Genomic DNA, 16680 nt, shown 5'->3' with positions numbered 1-16680 from the left:
GCGAGGAGCCGGGCAATGCAAGAACTAATCAAAGCTTTAATCAAGGCAAAGTCAGAGTTTAACCCCATTCAGAAAGACGGTACTAATCCTCACTACAAGCGTAAGTATGCAACACTAGATGCTGTGTTAGATGCTGTCACTCCCGGACTCAGTAAACATGGATTAGTAATAATTCAAACTACTGAAATCTTTGAAAGTAAAACCGTACTGCGGACTCATATTTTTCATGAATCTGGAGAGAGTATCACCAGCACTTATCCTTTACCTGAGATTAGTGATTCCCAGAAATTGGGTGCAGCCTTAACCTACGCGCGTCGTTATGCTGTGTGTGCAATTTTATCGGTAACAGCAGATGAAGACGATGATGCCGAAGGTGTAACTACTCCTCAAAAGACAGAACAAGCACAAAATAATATTAGACCTCGCAAAGACAATCAACAGTCTAGAGTTCAGCCACCAAAACAAGCTGTAACTGCACCATCAATCAGCCCAAAAGATTTGCGAGTCAAAGAAGTTCGCACACTTTTAAATTATCCACTCGATTTAGTCAAAGAGTGGCTGCATTCTCGGAATGTGACTAGTCCAAGTGAACTTGACTCTCTTCAAATTGATGAATTAGTCAAGACTATGTGTTTGGCTTGGGCTGGGAACAAGTTTGGACATCCTAATCATGCTGTTAATTCTTATCAGAAACACGTAATCGATGCTGTATTGCGAGGTGTTTCTGAGATGGAAGCAATTCAGGCATGGATGGAAGGAGCGCTTGCACAATTACCAGAACTCAATTGAATAACACCAATAGGAAAAATATCATGCCGAGAAAATCCACTCATCCCGCTCCTACTGACAATTCCTCATTATGCATACAATATCTTCGTCGTTGTGGGGGTAGCGCTCGATTGTGTAGTATCAGCTTTAGTCTTAGTGTAATTCAAACGTTGGTCAATCAAAGAAAGGTAAAGATTACGAATACTGGTGCAGGGTTTTTTATTGAATTGGAAGATGCCAAATGACTAATCACAAACAAGTTGTTTACCAATCAGGGTTAGACCACAAGAGTAAAATGGTTCTTCGCCGCCGTACTAGGAGAGGATTCAACCCCAGGATTTTCATTGATCGCACCATAGAAACAACTGCAATCGTCTCTCTACTCTTGACTAGCTTTTCAGGAGTTGGAGCAATGGCTTGCTGGGGGCTGGAGATTATCGAGACAAATGCTAACCCCAACATCATCATCTCTAGTTGGCAGCAGCAAAAAAGTATTTGCTTAGGTGCAATGCTAGTAAGTTTTTCTGCCTTCTTAGGCAGTTCTCTAATCGGAGCAAGTTTCAGTATTCAACGAGATAAATTTTAGGGAGATAAACAATAATGGAAATCAAATTAACTACATCAGAGATTCGGACTATTTTGCAAGGCTGTCAACATACATTGCGGCTTGTGGGGAGTAGTAAAGATTATCGCAGGCTTCAGTCGTCCGAGTACTTTTCTACATCAAATGATGTGGTGCTAAATGATGCGTTCAATGTTTTGGGAGAAATAGCGGATGCAATTGATGAGGTTGAACAAGCCACTCAACAGCTTTAAAGTATTTAGACACATTTTCTGTTACATACGAGCATTTAGGTTTAGTCGTTTAAGTTTGAGAGATGATTAGTTAGGGCTGAATAATGCCGTTATCCGCCAATACGGTTCTATCAAAAGAGAGTTTTAATATGTTTTGGAGAAATTTTATCGCTATCTGCACTTTGAGTTGTGCCTTTTCCAATCTCGCCTCCGCAAATTCGATTGACAGTATTTATACTGGTCTTTCATCTAATCGTTGCAAAACCATCGAAGTTGATAAGGAAACCAGCAGTTCTGTGCGGAAATGTGCAGGAGTGGCGGATTATAGTCTGCTAGTTCAAGATGTAGATGCTCGAGAGTCCGTAACCGTGCTGACACCAGATGGGCAGCAGCATTCGCTCAAATATTCGCAGGTTATCACTCCAGCTTTCTCTACCTTGGGGGAGAAAGCTGAATGGCGAGTAGAGAACAGAGGAGGAAAGGTGCTGCCCATCGCCTTAATCGTGCGGGTGTATGCCAATGAAAATCCCAATTTACCAAATCAAAGAACGTCTTATCTGGCGGTAGCGAAAATCACACCAGAGAATATCTGTGTAACGAAAAAAGTCAAAGGTGGAGAAAAAGCGAATCAAGAAGCACGGCGAGCAGCAGATGCCTCTGCAAAGAAACCTTGCCTTAAATAAGGGACTTTAATCTGTAGTGTTCACCCCTCTAGCTGGCAACGTGATAAATGCTCCGATTGGGAAGCTCATCAACCATCTAAACTATTTTTAATCTGCAACCCCACACCCTATACCCTGCCCCAACGGGCCTTACCCCGTTGTACAGAATTTCATCTCGATAATAGAGAGAAAAACCAATGTCAAAGCTTAAATATTTGAATGTTTTCGTCGCAGCATCAGGAGCAACGGCAATGGTAATCGGCACCATTATCAGTGTTAAAGGAGCAATTGTTGGAGAGGGTGCGAAAAGTTGGATTTCTGGCTTGTCCCTGATGTTAGGAGGAGTTGGATTGCAAACAATAGCTGTAGATCGTCTGTTAAAAACTCAAATTGAAGAACAAATCGACAGAACTTTAGATGAAAGACTCAAAGCGATACCAAAGGCTTGCAAAGGATGCCGAAATTTTCATGGTATTGAATATGGGAGAGTTAGGCTGGTTTGTGCGATTCATCCGCATGGGGTAGAGGGTGATACTTGCTCGGATCACGAGAAGTTCCCCAGCACCAAGAAACTAATTGAGTAAATTAAGCACTCAGTGATTCTGGTTCTGTACGTGATATTTCCAAAACCCGACGTAACCAATATGAAGTTTCAAGAGATGCAGATTGCTTTTGTTGGGCATCCGACCAAATGTTCTCCCAATCAAACAGCCAATTAGTCAGCAAACGAACTAAGTCAACTAGCTCACAGGCTCGGTCAATGTCGTCTGCTTTTACCATGTCGGGTACAGTCCACTCAATAAAGTACCGACTTTCTTTTACCAAAGGCAGCATCAAATCCCTTGATGAGTCTCCAACCCACATAGACTGAATTTGCGATAGATGATTTGCCAAGTGATGCAACCGAGTAGTCACATCATCTTGTGTAAAATTTTTCTGCTCTGGTGTCATTTGGATCATAAGTTTCCTAAGAACTCGATAACAAGTTGAGCAACCCTTTCTCTAATATTAGGGTCTAAAATCTCCATTGATCTATTTTGCCGGGGACGAAGATTAACCATTGATTCAAAAATCATTTTCCCAGTCAAAGGCATAAAACTGGCAGCCCAAATATCTTGTTGTCTACTACCGTCTTTCAATAGCTCTTTTTCGCAATCAGCGTGCAGATCGCCACCACCAACCAACACAAGACGCTCGATATCAACTGCTGTTTTGATGTAGAACTTGTGTTCAGTAAGCATTTGTTCAAGTTGTTCCGGGGTAGCGCGTTCGCGTAACAGCGAAATCATTTAAATCATAACCTCTATCAGGGAAAGGCATTCTAATTATGGAACGGAATCAAGCACAAGTAATTGCTGTAAGTCTTACTACCACATTAGCCGCCATATCTATCGGGTATTTAGGGGTGTAAATATCAAGGCAGAAATACAATGTGCACGATCGCTACAGCTATGTTTGGGCTGGATACTGGAGGAGCTATCGGTCAAATTTTGGTAGAGAAAAGGCAGCAGCGAGTAGTACAAACACAGTCAAAACAAAGATAGGAGCAATCGTATGGAAACTTCAAAAGTTGTCACCATCCCGAATCACTGGACATCACCAAAATACTCGTTAGGGCAAAGAACCAAGCAGGGGATGATTGTAGGGGTTCAGTATTGTCTATTTGAAAACTTGGTGGTTCCTGAACGAGACGGTTCATGGCGATATGCGATATTAGTTAGCACCGAAGATGAACAGGTCGAATATATTTCGGAATCTGGGATTCAATTACCACCTGCTCAAGAATTGCGTTTGGAGATAGAAGGCGAGATTGACTTTTGCCAGCGCAAGATTGAGAACCTGACACAGTATTTAGAGGCGGTGTGAAAAATCGGGCTTTAATAAAAAAAGCCCCAAAAGCCCGCTTTTCTCAAAAATTGACCAAGTGTGCCGCTTTGAGTTGTGACATCTCTACTCTTTACCCCGACAGCATTTGAGGCATTTTTAACCACTCAAAAATGAAGTTGAAAAAGGAAAGCGGCACGGAAAGCGGCCAAAAAAGGGATAAAAATCGCTCTAATGATTGCAGGGAGGGAATTTTAGAAAATGGTGGCTGTGACATTAGAAATATAAGGGTTTCAGGAAAAGCGGCCCGATGTCACAACGAAAGAATAGGGGTTCTGGGCATTTTAAAATGTCACGGCACACTTGATTTGTGACATCTGAAAAAGACTTCTTGACATTTGTCGGGTAAAGGGAAAGGGTTAAAGGGGAAAGGTGAAAGTGGGGCCCTCTGGGAATAAGGGAGGAGGGATGGAATTTTCCTTTACCCTTTTCCCTGCAAGAAGTCTAAAGAAAATAAAAAAGAGGGGCAATTCTGCCCCCCAATTAAGAGGGAAAAAGAGAAGGGGCGAGGGAGAAAACCTTAAATTCTCCTTTCCCCATTCCCCTTTACCCCTTTCCCTTTATTAAGCCGCAGCCCATCGTATCCATTGCTCAACTTCTGGGCGACTTAAACATTTAGAAGCTTTGAAAGTTACTTGCTGCTTTCGTGCCCAACGGTAAAGTGTTCGTACTGTTACCTGTTTACCTGTGACTCTTAAAATGATTTCTGGTAAATCTTTTCCAACTGCGTTGGTGTAACAAGCGTTATAAATTGCTTCAGCTAGATGCAATTCGGCAAATGGATTTCCTGAGAGTTTAAACTTAATTTGAAACAGGGTGAATTTTTTATTCGGCTCTAACTTCTTCATATAAGCTAAAGTCAATAGCCACATAGCTTGTTCCTTTACCACTTCCCTAGCGTACTGTGGAACTTGGCACAATCTTAACCATTTGCGCCAAGTACGCTCTGCTATGGTACGGCAGTAGACTTGCTCACACGAGGTTTTGAGCCAGTCTAAAGGGTATTTTTCCATAGCCATTTGTATTATTCCTCCGTAGGTATTGCTGATTCGTCTACTAAAAATGTTTCCCAATCTACGGTTTCAATATCGAACACGTCTTTCAAGCCGTTGTTTTTGAGTATGTCTGCAACTAATTCACTAACCGTAGAGTTATTGATAGCCGCTTCTTGTTTCAAGTCCTGACAAACTTCTCGCCAATTTCCATCGCTGGAAACCCGATCAATCAAAATTGCTTCTGCCATACGAGTTTTGCTTACTCCTCTGGTATGTCCCCATAGAATCAGGCGTATCTCTTTAACTAAGGGAAGGTTAACGGAAAATCTTCGGTCGCGTTTATCTGCCATGTTTATGATGCCAATTAGATTCCATAATTATACTTTTTAGCGTCCTATTTTCTAATTTTAATGCTATATCAAATAAATGGATGCTAAAATAACACCATTACTCGCATAATTGGAAGCATATTGTGGAAAAGATTCAACAATTCCTTCAACCCTATAATATAGAAGCCACTGATGATGAAGTCGCTAACCTCTGCGCCCAAGTTGACGCTGACATCGACCAATTGACCGATCAACAAGCCCAAGCGATCGCTATTCAGATTCTTGAGCAAAGGCAAGCAACCGGGAAATTAGCCGCTAATGGCAAGTCCAAGAATACGGGAGGTAAACTCGGTAAAAACTCACCCCGCCGTAAATCCACTCCTCCATTGCAAGGAGCGATCGCTCATGCATCCCAGGTTTCAAACCAAGAAATTCAATCCTTAGAAGATGTCCTTAGCGTCGGGATTGATGCTTACACAACTGATAAAGCAGACCAGTTATTATCGACGATTCGCAATGCCCCCAAGGACGTGGTGAGTAAGTTTGTCTCTAAGGCGATGGAGGAAGAAGCTGACGTGGAATCCTTTCGTGCAATCGGTAACGAACTCGTTGCGGGTATTTTCGGCGCTAACTTTGCGGATGCAGCCGAGTAAATTCATCTTGATAGCAGCAGTACTGAATCTGCTGCTATTAATTCTTGTATTAGGCGTGGCATTCTATGGAGCAACAACAAGAAACTTACAAGAAACCATTAAATATTCACCTGAAGAAGGACGGCGAGTTAAATTTGTCGGGGCTGACATTAAAAAACCTGACACCAGAGGAATTCCTAATCGTCCAACAACTTATTGATGAGTCAAGAGTGCGATCAAACAACGCCAATAGAGTTGAGGAGCTAATGCAGCGAGGTTTAATGGCTCAAGGGGTGATTGCAGCTTTTGCTATTTTGATGTTTTCGTTCATTGGCATATACGGTATTTATCGTTACGTCGGTCAACAAGTTCAACAAATTCAGGAGACGTATAGCAATGTTAGGTAAATGGCTTCCTGGTCTATTCGGTAGCAAAAATGACGGTGTAGTTTCAACGGATTTAAGGGTTGGTGATGCAACCGCTATTGAAGGAAATTTACCTTCATCAATCCGCGATCGCTACACATTGCCAGCTTACACGACTGCACAACAAGTATTGGATGAAGCGGAAGTGGCTGGCACTTTAAAAGCACAGAAGTGGTTGCACACTAAATTTTCCCGGCACAAGCTCAAACAGTTGCAATCTCTAGCAGAGATGTATAAAAACCAATTGGCATATTCCCAAGAAGCCATGAAGATTGAGGAGGATTTGCAGCGAACCAAGGCGTTACATGGGGAGGCGGTGATCCGTCATGCCTTTGGTTCTCAGGAACAACAACGTCAGTTGGGGGGATACGAGAAAGCATTTGATGAAGTGGGAGATTCATTCAGGTTCTAAGTTATGCAAAGTATCAAGCTCTTTCATATAGGATATGCAGTGTGTGGGGTTGGCTTTTCGATGTTTATGGGTTATTTATCGGTTGCCAGCCCCGTTAGTAAGTACATTCTTTGGTTTATCGGCATAATCTCTATCTGTTGCATATTTCTAGGGTTATTCAACTTTGGCGGTTTAGTCGTTAAAGGATTCGGTTTCAACCGCAAAACTTTCACTATTGGATTAATGCCTGGGGTAATATTTCTGTTTGTTTTTCTGACTTTAGTTGCAGCCGGTGTTGCGTTGGGGGTGGGATAAGTTTATGCCATTTGAATTACAACGTCTAACTGCCAGTAGCGTCATTCATGCAGAACGGAGTATTTTATGTTCTTTAGGAGCGAGTGCAGTTATGTGTCTGTCTGCTCCTTTTTTCTTAAATACTGACCGAATAACAACCGGGATGCTACTTGGTGCTGGAACAGTGAGTGCTGGATTGTTTGGGGTTTCTGCCCAAATCAGCGAAGGCAAACAGAAAGTATACCGCTCTTTAGAAGAAGCTGACCTGAAATCACTTAAGCAGCATTTACAAAGTGAGGCTGTTTATGATTATGTTACGACTGCGATCGCTGCCAAACGCCGAGTTGCTGATTATGTGAATCGGCTACCAATGCAAGAGCGCCCCCGGTGGATAGCTGAATATCAGTTGCAAGGTTTGGTTACACTCCCTGAACCACCAGCACAACAATCACCCTCACCGGCTGGTATTCCCAATCCCGATATTGCTGATATTGATGAAGAATTTGTGCAGTCCGTGACTAATCCGGGTGCGATGAAAATTCTGCAAGCCCTAGCAGCAAATTATCCTGGTTACATCAGAATTGATGGTGCTTGGATTGATGAACTATGTGATGCTGCATCTAATCAAAATATGACTCTTCGCAGTAATCACCATTTTTACCTATCTGGTGGAACACAATCTGGGAAGTCTACCCTGGCTGGGGTGATTATCAACAAAATTGGTGCAAAATCTCAAACACCAGCAATTGTGATTGGCAGTGATCCAAAGGATGATGTCACCAGATGGTTGTGCAAGTTCAGCCGTAAGTTTGACGGCATGAAAGAATTGAAAAATTGGATTACCTTTGCCACTGGCATGATTGATCAACAAAAAGCCAGAGTATCAATTGTTGGTGGCGAATGTCACGGTGTCCCAGAATTATTATTTGCCCAGGATGAAGTTGATAGTGTTTATGGTGGTGGTAAAGGACTTCCGGGAATGGTGGATGCTGATACCGCCAAAGATTTGCAAGGTTTTTGGAACTATATCATCAAATTCACTGCTGGGTTAAAGGGTCATGGTCTATTTATGGGACAGTCCCCGCTCTCTGGGGAAACCGGATTTAGCCGCCCATCTCTGAAAAACGTTTGCTTTATTGCTGTAGGGCAGACATCGAGTTATATCCTTGACCATCCCCAGGATTTCGTAAACGTTAAAAAGGAGATTTTAGAGGTCTTGCGACAGGCTTGCGAACTGTTAGATAAAGCCGGGGTTCGATATGCCCTGGTAATTCCCACTCGGTCTAATCCCTTTGTTGCCCTAATCCCGGAATTTGATATCAAAGGTCTGGAACAAAAACAAGATTCCAAACCGAATGATGACACTGTTGATAGTTCTAAAAATAATCAGCAATCCTCAGAACAGCAGATTGACTGGTATAAAGAAATTAGAAAATGGGCAAACGAATTAGGGAGAAGACCACATTTTCAGGAAATCAAACAGAAGTGGCACGAATTAACAGGGCAAGAGTTAAACGAAAAAGGCGTTACCCTACTGCTGGAAAATCTCGGTTTTCCCGATTTGGAGAATTAGACTGGAATGCTCGGTATGGCGATTTGAAAAAGTACAGAAAACAAGTAGCGATCGCTCACCGAAAAACTCACAATTATTGTGTAGTCTGTCTGACTAAGAAAAGTGAAGAGATCCATCACGCTTACTACGGCAATGATGTTATTGGAGTCTCAACATTTCCTACGTGCTACCGTTGTCATAATGAGATTTGTCATAGTCCAATCAACTGGATAAAAAGCCGTAGTAATCCTGTTTGGGGCAATCGTAATACTGACGAATTTATTACGAGATTGAGGCTGGGATATCAATTACTTTATGGAGGGATTAAACGTGTTTAATTAGTTGAGCAGTGTCGTTAATTTCCCTATCAATCAAGTTTTAAGTTAATCGGAGAAGAATTCTCATGTATAATGGCGAATGCGATGATTTGAGTTTTGAAGAACAATTACATCTGACTGAATCCCTTATCAGACAGCGACACAATCAGCAGATGTTATTGCGCCGAAATGCCCAACTGTTGCAGCAGGAATTGGAGCTTGAAGCCGAACTGTTAGAAGACAATCCAGAGTTAGCCCAGACGATTCATTCTCTTAATATGCAGGAGCTTCAGAGTAATCAGCGAGGGGTACAGAATGTTTTAGGCTCACAAGAATCAGCGTCAAAAGGGCAAAGTGTTTGGAGTAAGTTTTTTCCTGGGTTAGGAGGATGAATGAAGATTTTTGATATCAGAGATCGCCTCAGTTCATTAGTTAAACAAACAACTCAAGTCGGCATTGGGTTTTTAGTAATGCTATTGCTAACTGATGGTCATGCGCCTGCATTCGTAGTCAATTTCACCGCTTGTTCAAGTATTGTATTTGTTGCCTAGAGTTAAGCACGGAGACTAGCGAAAGAAAAGAATTAATCTTCAAAACATATCAGTGTTTGCCGCATCAGCTATGTTTGACAAATGAAAAATTACAATTTATTTATATGGATACTGAACAGGATTTCTTATTTTTCAACCCTCGAATTGCTACCAAATGCAATCCCTTTTATGAAGGAGAGTATCTGGTAATCCAGACCTATCCCCGTGAACATAAGTTAATAGTTGAGCATCGCAATTTTGATTACAAAAATGCCAAAAGTCATTGCGAACTAGAAAATCTTGCTCATGACTATACATCATTTTCTCTTAGGATTTTTCACGATGATCAACTGTGGGAGGTAAACTATGAAGGCGAGCCACAAAGTATTTCTAAGCAACAGAACTGGAGAGTTGCCCAAGAATATCTAGAAGATCATTACGCGACGCATACTGATGCTGAGGTGGTCGTATGCCAATGCAGTTACCCCTATTTTTCGTCACTCACTAGTCATATTAGCAACAGTGGTCAGCCCATTACTTCGTGGCAATCGCTCACTTGTCTAGTTGAAGGTAAAGGGCAAGATATTCAAACCTGCCCCAACTGTAATGCATCCTTAGTTCGAGTTAATGAATCGGAGGATGATGATTTTGATTTTGATTTTGATGACCAAGTTAGCCGACCAATAGCTTGTATCGGTTGCGCTAACTATCATGGAATTGAGTATGACGGGAATATGTTAGTCTGTGGAATTCACGCGCATGGATGGGATAATGAGAATTGCCCAGATTATCATCCATTAGATTGCTCCTGATCTAGGACTCATGTGATACTTAAGATTGTAAAAAATTGACCCGCTCTCCAGTATGCCCTTCTCGAAAAGCCACTACTTAGATAGGCATTAGGCATTGTCATTGCCGCTATTAACTGCTATGTCGAAATGCAACACGTCTTCGCGCTCACCCAGCTTTGTATAAAGTTTAATGGCTGGATCGTCACCGATATCCGCTTGGACGAAAATGACATAAGCTCCACATGCTGCTGCTACTTCCTTCAGCTTCTGAATTAATGCCGTTGCGATCCCCTGCCGTCGGTGTGCGGCAGCAACAGCTAGATCGTAGATGTAAATCTCGCTGCGCTCCTGCTCGAACTTTTTAAGCTCGTAAGCAGTAAGACCGTTTGCTGTTATGGCTGCCTTTGGGGCGCAGTTATCGGAATTGCGACGTTATTTGTCAAGCCCAGCGTGACTATGGCTGAGGCAGGGCTTTATCGCCTGATCTTTAAATCTCGTAAACCAGTTGCCAAACGGTTTCAGCGCCCTTGTGTTTCACGAAGTCCTTCCATCCCTGTGGCGCACTGGCAAATATGAGATACCCAAGCCAAACCAGCAACAAAACACTAAACCCACACTTGATGAACTCGTTAACTTTGGACAAAAGATTCTGTCTGGCACAAGGCTTAGTGCAGAACTTCAAACCAATTTGAATTTTTAACTCTGCCTAGTGCTACTAATCTATTAATTTTAGATTTCACTATTTTTTCCAATTCTTAGATAAGATTCAGCTTTATATAATAGTCATCTCAGGATAGTGTGTAATTCTAATAATTAAAATAAATCAGGCAGTATTTAGAAAATATTTCCTTATAAAGGAGCTGTCTGATTTGATGAGTTTCATTTAAAATAATCGCAAAAGAGTTGTCAAAAATATGCAAAACGCTAATGTACAAAAAGCGACATTTGGAGCAGGCTGTTTCTGGGGAGTTGAAGCAGCATTTCGTCAAGTAAAGGGAGTAACTTCTACAGCAGTTGGTTACAGTGGCGGACACTTTGAGAATCCAACCTATGAAGATGTCTGTAGAGGCAAAACTGGACATGCTGAAGCAGTGGAAGTGGAATACGATCCAGCAATAGTATCTTTTGATGAACTGCTAAATGTGTTTTGGAATAAGCACAATCCCACAGAATCAAACCACCAGAGGCCAGATGTTGGTTATCAATATCGGTCAGTGATATTTTTCCACACTCCAGAGCAAGAATTATTAGCAAGAGCCTCCAAGGAGCAGCTTGAAAGTACTTCTCGTTATCACAAAAATCCAATTGTGACGGAGATTGTACCTGCATCGCAATTCTACAGAGCAGAAGAGTATCATCAGCAATATCTGGAGAAGCAGGGACGAGCGTCTTACAGGATAGGCTAATCTTTCGCTGGATTGAGGGGATGTTAAAAGTCCAATGCTGCAAATCCCCTTACTTGCTATACATATCAGGGAACTTTGCTTGAAGTTTAGCCCAGGGCGGCAAGTCATTCATTATTTATTACTACATAGTGATCGGTCATGCACGGATGTGCTATGAACTGAAGCGCTTTTAAATTTATCTAATTCGCTGCCATAAAACACTGATAAATAATACTGCAAAGACTGAATGTACAATGATTACAAGTGTATTAATCATGCTACCAACAAAACTGTAAATTTGGGCGCTCGCTACCAGACTATGAAAAATAGACAAAGCGATTAATCCCGGTTTTAGTTCTTTTTTATCAGTCAAATCCAGCATTAAAAAACTCAAAGTCCCCAAAGACAAAGCACCGCATCCAATTACCCGCAGTAAAGAAATAGACAGTTGGCTGTCCAGGGTAAGCAAAGTTGGAAACAAGAGAAATACGCAACCAATTCCTATTTCAAAAACAGTATTGGCTATTAATAGCATTCGCATTTAGGAAAACGCACTTCAGACTCGCACACACTTTAACATAACTTTATACACAAGACTCACATACATAGTGATGTCTTCTGGTGCGTCGGTAAGCCTTGTACATGCTCCCGAGCATCGCCCACAGCCCAATGTCCAGCACTTCATCAAAGTTTACGCCCATAACCTGGATGTTCACTTACCACCTGTCAAGCTTTCAGAATAAAAGTGAGTTTGGGGAACTTGTGGAAGAGATGGAGTTGTCAGAGATACAGTTAATTTCCAGTGGTTGCGTTGAGTTGACCCCTTTTCCCTTTGCCAAGATTGTTTGCACCTTGTGTCACCTTCGGTTCTTCTGACTTACTGGAGTTAACCATTTTCACCAAGGAAGAATTGAGATAACTTTGTGCAGAGATATACAAACTTTCCCAAATCTCTTGATTGCGGCTGATTTTTGTACCGACTGTATTTCCTGCTGTTTTCTCCGACACCAAATATTTGCGGAAATAGTTAGCCCACAGGTGTTGGAGGAAATCTTCAGCGAATTCGTCAAATGGCAGAATCCATTTATAGTCCTTATCCAAAAATACCCGATAGGACGCAATTATCGGTAGCACGAGGTCAGTTGGCGCACCAAACCCAAAGGAGTATTTGCTGTCAGGCAACAATGTAGTTTTACGTATATCAATTGATGCTAAATCGTTGGAACCTTTTCTTCTGGGGCTGCTGATATGTTCTTGGATTATTTCGTAGAGTCTTTGCTCTATCCACAAAGCATGAGTTAGCAGAGGCAGTAAAGCAGTTAATCTTTCCCTTTCTGCGTCTGTGATGTTACTTGGAAGACTCATCCCTGCGGGGTGTTTGGTTCGTTTATTGCCGTCGGGGTTGTATTTATTTCTGTCGAGGCAGTAAAGGAGCTTGAGCAAATGGGTGACATTGCACTGAGCGTTTCTGGGTGCGCCGCTTTGGTTTTGGTAATAGGCAATGCGGAATTTTCTATCTTCTGCTCTCTCTAACTGGACTAAATACTGCTTGATAAATTTGTAATCACCTCTGGCGTTGACTTTAGAGCGAGAATCTACTGGCGTTGTGGTATTTGAAGCCAGGGCTATATCTTTGGCTGATTCTTCAGTCAGTCCAATGTGAATCGTAACTTTTACCCTAGCTTGGGTTAAATCATATTTGTAATTTTTCGCTTGCTCAAATGCTAAAACTGTGTGACCACCGTTGATAATCCCATCGCTACCGCCCTCGTTAACTTCCAAAATCTCTAGTTCGAGTTCAGTTTTATTTCTGTTGGGCTTAACTTTATTGGCTGACAGAACGATTCCACTGTGGCGAGAGAAGAATTTTACAGGTTCGGTCGTCAGAGAGTCGAAGATTTGTCTGTAGGTCGCGCTTTTACGGTTCGGTTCGCGGATGTTCGGTTCTAGGGGCAGGTCTATAGGGAAGCTGTCTACATGGGCTGTGGCGATAATGCAATTGAGATTGGCTTGAAAATAGTTATCTATTTTAATATTCCAAGTCTTGGGCATAGTTTATTTGATTTCTTGGTCAGTGGAATTTCTATGTTAACCAAAACCCTGACCCTGATATTGCTTTCTTGACACGCCAAGTACCCTTGGAGATTGGACTACAACATATCTCAGCATCTGGGTAGTCAAATTATTTGAACCTGCGGTAGAGCTGACATGCCTGAAAAGCCGAAATGAAAAGCAACATTATGGCTAATTTGTACAATGTCTAAATCCTAGTTTAGATAAAGAGTACTTAAAACCTTTGATTTTTAGGTACTCTTTTTACGGAAAGCTCTTTGTAACTATCAAATAACAATCTAATTGCTGCATATAGCTGACAAAAACTTACTTAAGATAGACTATTATTCATACTTAAGTTAGTTGCGAAAAGTGCTAATGTTAAAAAGTTTTCTAGAACATCTATAACTAGGCTTGATCTGTTAGTTTCACTTGAAACGTATTTATACCTATTCTCGTTATGAGAATGGCTGCTTTACTAGTATTCAGCAAGCGCACAGTACTATGACTACCACCAAAATTCATTCAGTTGTCTGTATTCACTCTCGTGTTTTAGTCGTATTTTACACTTTGGATAAATGCTGGCAGTTTCGGATTGTTAGCCCAGATGGTACGATATTCGGCGACTATCCGATTTACTATAGTGCTGAAGCAGCAGCAAAAGCTGGGCGTGGTTCGATTTATCAAAACCATTGAAGTGGTTAATTCATTCGGTGGAAACCTCAGTGGCAAAAGTACTCTCATCGCGCCAGCAGGAGAGTTATCACCCGTAGCCTTTAGAGAGAATTAATTTGTTCAAAGAACCTATCCCACTATTCTAAAAATCCCTACTCCTTTTCGTAAAATGTGCTTGAAAACCTTAATTTTTCGTTTTCAGTTCTCAATAAGCTTAAGCTTTGTAGCACAAATATTATTAGTGGGATAGGTTCAAGTAATGGTAGTTAACAAACCAATAACACTGCAAATACTCTGTTGCGTTTTCAGCCCCTGGCAATAGCAGAACTTACCCATCTTCACTTTTTGCAATTCTTATCATTAGTTCTACTTTTTCTGGCAGATTCCACAGGGTTTCCACAGGTACTTCTGCTGTTTTCCACAGCTGTTTTACAAGAGAATCGGCTTCTGTTCACCCACTGGGGATTTTGTCATGAGTGTAGCCATCAGTCTGCTTTACTGAGTTATTATTACGTAAGGTAAACAAAACCTGCTTCTAACCCTCGTTTTCACGTAACTATTTATTTTTTCTATATTTCTCATTAACATTTTGCAACATTGACAAACTGAGCCAATCAGCACACAATAAATCGACTAGCCTTTGTCGTCCGTTCCATTTTGAACATCAACTGTATAAAACTTTCAGTTGTTAGTGCAGGTGGTTTGGCAAGCGAGGAACGGGGTGAAACAGTCCAAACGCTGCATCACCTCTAGCTTATTGTCTCTATAATTTGCTCTTTCGGAAGCTTTGATCGGATGAACTCTACCCAAAACATCTTTACTACCCTTCCTGAAACCCTACATCAATCTCTCAACATCTACTTAGAAAAACATCCTGATTGGGATGAACGTCGCCTTATTACCGCAGCTATTTCTCTCTTTCTGCTGCAAAATGCTGATGGTGACCGCAGTGTTTCCCAAATTTATCTCGAAACTCTGTTTCGTCGCGGCTAATGCTATTCCCTAGAAGTCATGCTAAAGAAAAGGCCAATCAAACGATACACTCAAAAAGATTCCTTCACTCAGGGTTAATGGGAAGTAAAAACGAGGTAAAATCGGAAACATCAACTGTTATAGTATCGCCACTCTCAGATGTAGCAAAACCCAACCTCGTAGACGATGTTGAAGATGTGGCTCAACCAGTGGGAAATGTCTTGGATAGTGATGATATTTTAAACTCACTCAAGACCTTACTCAATACTATAGAAAAGCTACAAAAAGTCCGCCTTGAAGCAGGTGATATTAAGCCTTTAATTGAACAGATGCTTGATGGAAAACCAGTCAGGAGTGAAGAACTTGAAAAAGCCAAGATTGGTGCCAGCACTCTTAATCGCCTCGTTCGTGCTTATAGTGATCACCAAGCAGCACTATTAAAAGCGCAATCTGCTCGTACCTTGCTCTCTCAAGTACTCAGCTTCAATCCAGCTAACTAAAACTGGCTTTCATCTGTTTCAAAAATAGAGAATTATCCCATCAACTTTTATACACTTATTTAGCTCTGTATATTTTTGATTGAAAATTGAGTTTTCAATTTAAAAAGCCCTGGTAAAATCTAGGGCTTTGTTTTATATACGGTTTACTAAATGCCAGCCCTCTCTACACACATAATCATCGCCCATCACTTCGAGTTACTGCTGCTATTGAAATTTTGTCGATTCAGGAGCTTTTTTAATAATGCGCTGGTAAGTGTAGTATCAATACTTGTTGGATTTTGGGGGAAAGGAAAGAAAAACCTCTTACGCTTCCCCTAGATGAATTGCTAATTGGCATTTTGTACTTCTTCAATTGGCACAGACCGAATTAATTCCCGGATTACATCGGTTGCTGGTCTGCCAGTAATTGAACAGTATTTTTCCAGCTTCTCTGTTTCACTTGATGTGAGATTGATTGTAAGTCGTTTAGCAACCCATTTTTTATTCATAATATTGCTCCAAAAGTTAACAAGGTATGGCAGTTAACCACCCCAATAACCTGCCAATTTCAAGACTACTTGCAAGGTAGATGGTGAAAGGGAGTTCAAAAGTGGAACTGTAACTCTCGTTGTTGCTCCGCACTCAAGCTGTGATTGTTGGCGTTAAACGAGGGATTGTCAATTTGTAAGTAAGTCGTACTAAAGTTTGAATTTTGATTCCAACTTTAGTTGGAGCCAACCTTCCATTAATAT

The 16680-nt window shown here is 41.4% G+C and carries 26 protein-coding genes and 1 pseudogene; 19 read left to right on the top strand and 8 right to left on the bottom strand.

The window, feature by feature from the left end:
• Nucleotides 1–15: 15 nt before the first annotated feature.
• The 5 genes from LC608_RS23380 to LC608_RS23360 all read left to right on the top strand — a co-directional run bounded on the left by LC608_RS23380 (nt 16) and on the right by LC608_RS23360 (nt 2809).
• Nucleotides 16–789, top strand: coding sequence for an ERF family protein (locus tag LC608_RS23380; RefSeq protein WP_229555844.1), 774 nt, complete (start codon nt 16–18; stop codon nt 787–789).
• 220 nt (nt 790–1009) lie between these two features.
• Nucleotides 1010–1354: a hypothetical protein gene (locus LC608_RS23375; protein ID WP_229555843.1), complete on the top strand. Its 345-nt coding sequence runs from the start codon at nt 1010–1012 to the stop codon at nt 1352–1354.
• A 14-nt stretch (nt 1355–1368) separates the two neighbouring features.
• Complete coding sequence (locus LC608_RS23370; protein WP_229555842.1) at nt 1369–1584, top strand: hypothetical protein; 216 nt, start codon at nt 1369–1371, stop codon at nt 1582–1584.
• A gap of 128 nt (nt 1585–1712) precedes the next feature.
• Nucleotides 1713–2246: a hypothetical protein gene (locus tag LC608_RS23365; protein ID WP_229555841.1), complete on the top strand. Its 534-nt coding sequence runs from the start codon at nt 1713–1715 to the stop codon at nt 2244–2246.
• A 176-nt stretch (nt 2247–2422) separates the two neighbouring features.
• Nucleotides 2423–2809: a hypothetical protein gene (locus LC608_RS23360; protein ID WP_229555840.1), complete on the top strand. Its 387-nt coding sequence runs from the start codon at nt 2423–2425 to the stop codon at nt 2807–2809.
• Nucleotide 2810: 1 nt separating this feature from the next.
• On the opposite strand, the gene LC608_RS23355 is transcribed toward LC608_RS23360, so the two are convergent.
• Nucleotides 2811–3185 (bottom strand): hypothetical protein, encoded by a 375-nt coding sequence (locus LC608_RS23355; RefSeq protein WP_229555839.1) that lies wholly within the window; start codon nt 3183–3185, stop codon nt 2811–2813.
• The gene (locus LC608_RS23350; protein ID WP_229555838.1) at nt 3182–3514 is read right to left on the bottom strand and encodes a DUF5674 family protein; all 333 of its coding nucleotides are present in this window, start codon (nt 3512–3514) and stop codon (nt 3182–3184) included. The genes LC608_RS23355 and LC608_RS23350 overlap by 4 nt, the downstream gene beginning before the upstream one ends.
• Nucleotides 3515–3779: 265 nt before the next feature.
• Here LC608_RS23350 and LC608_RS23345 point away from each other — a divergent pair, with 265 nt between their 5' ends.
• A complete protein-coding gene (locus LC608_RS23345) occupies nt 3780–4091 on the top strand; it encodes a hypothetical protein (RefSeq protein WP_229555837.1) in 312 nt (103 codons plus the stop codon).
• Nucleotides 4092–4672: 581 nt separating this feature from the next.
• Here the strand turns inward: LC608_RS23345 and LC608_RS23340 are convergent.
• Both LC608_RS23340 and LC608_RS23335 read right to left on the bottom strand, forming a co-directional pair.
• Nucleotides 4673–5128: a hypothetical protein gene (locus LC608_RS23340; protein WP_229555836.1), complete on the bottom strand. Its 456-nt coding sequence runs from the start codon at nt 5126–5128 to the stop codon at nt 4673–4675.
• A gap of 5 nt (nt 5129–5133) precedes the next feature.
• Nucleotides 5134–5454 carry a hypothetical protein gene (locus LC608_RS23335; protein ID WP_146110871.1) on the bottom strand — a complete coding sequence of 107 codons (321 nt, stop codon included), beginning with the start codon at nt 5452–5454 and terminating at the stop codon, nt 5134–5136.
• A 122-nt stretch (nt 5455–5576) separates the two neighbouring features.
• Between LC608_RS23335 and LC608_RS23330 the strand changes: the two genes are divergently transcribed.
• From LC608_RS23330 to LC608_RS23290, 9 genes are all read left to right on the top strand, one after another.
• Nucleotides 5577–6086, top strand: a complete 510-nt coding sequence (locus LC608_RS23330; protein ID WP_229555835.1) for a hypothetical protein — start codon at nt 5577–5579, stop codon at nt 6084–6086.
• Nucleotides 6087–6151: 65 nt separating this feature from the next.
• The gene (locus tag LC608_RS23325; protein WP_229555834.1) at nt 6152–6472 is read left to right on the top strand and encodes a hypothetical protein; all 321 of its coding nucleotides are present in this window, start codon (nt 6152–6154) and stop codon (nt 6470–6472) included.
• Nucleotides 6462–6902, top strand: a complete 441-nt coding sequence (locus LC608_RS23320; RefSeq protein WP_229555833.1) for a hypothetical protein — start codon at nt 6462–6464, stop codon at nt 6900–6902. The genes LC608_RS23325 and LC608_RS23320 overlap by 11 nt, the downstream gene beginning before the upstream one ends.
• Before the next feature lie 3 nt (nt 6903–6905).
• The gene (locus tag LC608_RS23315) at nt 6906–7196 is read left to right on the top strand and encodes a hypothetical protein (RefSeq protein ID WP_229555832.1); all 291 of its coding nucleotides are present in this window, start codon (nt 6906–6908) and stop codon (nt 7194–7196) included.
• Nucleotides 7197–7200: 4 nt separating this feature from the next.
• A complete protein-coding gene (locus LC608_RS23310; protein ID WP_229555831.1) occupies nt 7201–8748 on the top strand; it encodes a hypothetical protein in 1548 nt (515 codons plus the stop codon).
• A 23-nt stretch (nt 8749–8771) separates the two neighbouring features.
• Complete coding sequence (locus tag LC608_RS23305) at nt 8772–9065, top strand: hypothetical protein (protein WP_229555830.1); 294 nt, start codon at nt 8772–8774, stop codon at nt 9063–9065.
• Nucleotides 9066–9130: 65 nt separating this feature from the next.
• On the top strand, nt 9131–9436 hold the full coding sequence (locus LC608_RS23300) for a hypothetical protein (RefSeq protein WP_229555829.1): 306 nt from the start codon (nt 9131–9133) through the stop codon (nt 9434–9436).
• Entirely contained in the window at nt 9437–9595 is a 159-nt protein-coding gene (locus LC608_RS23295) for a hypothetical protein (protein WP_229555828.1), read from the top strand.
• Nucleotides 9596–9699: 104 nt separating this feature from the next.
• Entirely contained in the window at nt 9700–10386 is a 687-nt protein-coding gene (locus LC608_RS23290) for a hypothetical protein (RefSeq protein ID WP_229555892.1), read from the top strand.
• A gap of 87 nt (nt 10387–10473) precedes the next feature.
• Here the strand turns inward: LC608_RS23290 and LC608_RS23285 are convergent.
• A pseudogene (locus LC608_RS23285) lies at nt 10474–10746 on the bottom strand (GNAT family N-acetyltransferase); the annotation flags it as partial.
• A gap of 533 nt (nt 10747–11279) precedes the next feature.
• Between LC608_RS23285 and msrA the strand changes: the two are divergent.
• Nucleotides 11280–11771 carry a peptide-methionine (S)-S-oxide reductase MsrA gene (gene msrA, locus LC608_RS23280; RefSeq protein WP_229555827.1) on the top strand — a complete coding sequence of 164 codons (492 nt, stop codon included), beginning with the start codon at nt 11280–11282 and terminating at the stop codon, nt 11769–11771.
• A gap of 175 nt (nt 11772–11946) precedes the next feature.
• Here the strand turns inward: msrA and LC608_RS23275 are convergent, their stop codons facing one another.
• Both LC608_RS23275 and LC608_RS23270 read right to left on the bottom strand, forming a co-directional pair.
• Nucleotides 11947–12291, bottom strand: a complete 345-nt coding sequence (locus LC608_RS23275) for a hypothetical protein (RefSeq protein WP_229555826.1) — start codon at nt 12289–12291, stop codon at nt 11947–11949.
• A 251-nt stretch (nt 12292–12542) separates the two neighbouring features.
• The gene (locus LC608_RS23270; RefSeq protein ID WP_229555825.1) at nt 12543–13802 is read right to left on the bottom strand and encodes an AIPR family protein; all 1260 of its coding nucleotides are present in this window, start codon (nt 13800–13802) and stop codon (nt 12543–12545) included.
• A gap of 504 nt (nt 13803–14306) precedes the next feature.
• Here LC608_RS23270 and LC608_RS23265 point away from each other — a divergent pair.
• The 3 genes from LC608_RS23265 to LC608_RS23255 all read left to right on the top strand — a co-directional run bounded on the left by LC608_RS23265 (nt 14307) and on the right by LC608_RS23255 (nt 15949).
• Nucleotides 14307–14498: a hypothetical protein gene (locus LC608_RS23265; RefSeq protein WP_229555824.1), complete on the top strand. Its 192-nt coding sequence runs from the start codon at nt 14307–14309 to the stop codon at nt 14496–14498.
• A 774-nt stretch (nt 14499–15272) separates the two neighbouring features.
• Nucleotides 15273–15470 carry a DUF2811 domain-containing protein gene (locus LC608_RS23260; protein ID WP_229555823.1) on the top strand — a complete coding sequence of 66 codons (198 nt, stop codon included), beginning with the start codon at nt 15273–15275 and terminating at the stop codon, nt 15468–15470.
• 77 nt (nt 15471–15547) lie between these two features.
• The gene (locus LC608_RS23255) at nt 15548–15949 is read left to right on the top strand and encodes a hypothetical protein (protein ID WP_229555822.1); all 402 of its coding nucleotides are present in this window, start codon (nt 15548–15550) and stop codon (nt 15947–15949) included.
• A 326-nt stretch (nt 15950–16275) separates the two neighbouring features.
• Here the strand turns inward: LC608_RS23255 and LC608_RS23250 are convergent, their stop codons facing one another.
• Nucleotides 16276–16437 carry a CopG family transcriptional regulator gene (locus LC608_RS23250; protein WP_229555821.1) on the bottom strand — a complete coding sequence of 54 codons (162 nt, stop codon included), beginning with the start codon at nt 16435–16437 and terminating at the stop codon, nt 16276–16278.
• Nucleotides 16438–16680 lie beyond the last annotated feature (243 nt).

The sequence above is a fragment of the Nostoc sp. XA010 genome, assembly GCF_020829625.1.
GTDB lineage: Bacteria > Cyanobacteriota > Cyanobacteriia > Cyanobacteriales > Nostocaceae > Nostoc.
This window is presented reverse-complemented; position numbering and strand designations above follow the sequence as displayed.

Excerpts from the sequence above, each read along its gene's own strand:
- LC608_RS23265 (WP_229555824.1), top strand. The coding sequence starts at position 14,307 with ATGACTACCACCAAAATTCATTCAGTTGTCTGTATTCACTCTCGTGTT.
- msrA (WP_229555827.1), top strand. The coding sequence starts at position 11,280 with ATGCAAAACGCTAATGTACAAAAAGCGACATTTGGAGCAGGCTGTTTC.
- LC608_RS23360 (WP_229555840.1), top strand. The coding sequence starts at position 2,423 with ATGTCAAAGCTTAAATATTTGAATGTTTTCGTCGCAGCATCAGGAGCA.
- LC608_RS23310 (WP_229555831.1), top strand. The coding sequence starts at position 7,201 with ATGCCATTTGAATTACAACGTCTAACTGCCAGTAGCGTCATTCATGCA.
- LC608_RS23355 (WP_229555839.1), bottom strand. The coding sequence starts at position 3,185 with ATGATCCAAATGACACCAGAGCAGAAAAATTTTACACAAGATGATGTG.
- LC608_RS23260 (WP_229555823.1), top strand. The coding sequence starts at position 15,273 with ATGAACTCTACCCAAAACATCTTTACTACCCTTCCTGAAACCCTACAT.
- LC608_RS23300 (WP_229555829.1), top strand. The coding sequence starts at position 9,131 with ATGTATAATGGCGAATGCGATGATTTGAGTTTTGAAGAACAATTACAT.
- LC608_RS23350 (WP_229555838.1), bottom strand. The coding sequence starts at position 3,514 with ATGATTTCGCTGTTACGCGAACGCGCTACCCCGGAACAACTTGAACAA.
- LC608_RS23345 (WP_229555837.1), top strand. The coding sequence starts at position 3,780 with ATGGAAACTTCAAAAGTTGTCACCATCCCGAATCACTGGACATCACCA.
- LC608_RS23295 (WP_229555828.1), top strand. The coding sequence starts at position 9,437 with ATGAAGATTTTTGATATCAGAGATCGCCTCAGTTCATTAGTTAAACAA.
- LC608_RS23325 (WP_229555834.1), top strand. The coding sequence starts at position 6,152 with ATGGAGCAACAACAAGAAACTTACAAGAAACCATTAAATATTCACCTG.
- LC608_RS23335 (WP_146110871.1), bottom strand. The coding sequence starts at position 5,454 with ATGGCAGATAAACGCGACCGAAGATTTTCCGTTAACCTTCCCTTAGTT.
- LC608_RS23315 (WP_229555832.1), top strand. The coding sequence starts at position 6,906 with ATGCAAAGTATCAAGCTCTTTCATATAGGATATGCAGTGTGTGGGGTT.
- LC608_RS23255 (WP_229555822.1), top strand. The coding sequence starts at position 15,548 with ATGGGAAGTAAAAACGAGGTAAAATCGGAAACATCAACTGTTATAGTA.
- LC608_RS23375 (WP_229555843.1), top strand. The coding sequence starts at position 1,010 with ATGACTAATCACAAACAAGTTGTTTACCAATCAGGGTTAGACCACAAG.
- LC608_RS23370 (WP_229555842.1), top strand. The coding sequence starts at position 1,369 with ATGGAAATCAAATTAACTACATCAGAGATTCGGACTATTTTGCAAGGC.
- LC608_RS23365 (WP_229555841.1), top strand. The coding sequence starts at position 1,713 with ATGTTTTGGAGAAATTTTATCGCTATCTGCACTTTGAGTTGTGCCTTT.
- LC608_RS23275 (WP_229555826.1), bottom strand. The coding sequence starts at position 12,291 with ATGCGAATGCTATTAATAGCCAATACTGTTTTTGAAATAGGAATTGGT.
- LC608_RS23340 (WP_229555836.1), bottom strand. The coding sequence starts at position 5,128 with ATGGCTATGGAAAAATACCCTTTAGACTGGCTCAAAACCTCGTGTGAG.
- LC608_RS23250 (WP_229555821.1), bottom strand. The coding sequence starts at position 16,437 with ATGAATAAAAAATGGGTTGCTAAACGACTTACAATCAATCTCACATCA.
- LC608_RS23290 (WP_229555892.1), top strand. The coding sequence starts at position 9,700 with ATGGATACTGAACAGGATTTCTTATTTTTCAACCCTCGAATTGCTACC.
- LC608_RS23380 (WP_229555844.1), top strand. The coding sequence starts at position 16 with ATGCAAGAACTAATCAAAGCTTTAATCAAGGCAAAGTCAGAGTTTAAC.
- LC608_RS23270 (WP_229555825.1), bottom strand. The coding sequence starts at position 13,802 with ATGCCCAAGACTTGGAATATTAAAATAGATAACTATTTTCAAGCCAAT.
- LC608_RS23320 (WP_229555833.1), top strand. The coding sequence starts at position 6,462 with ATGTTAGGTAAATGGCTTCCTGGTCTATTCGGTAGCAAAAATGACGGT.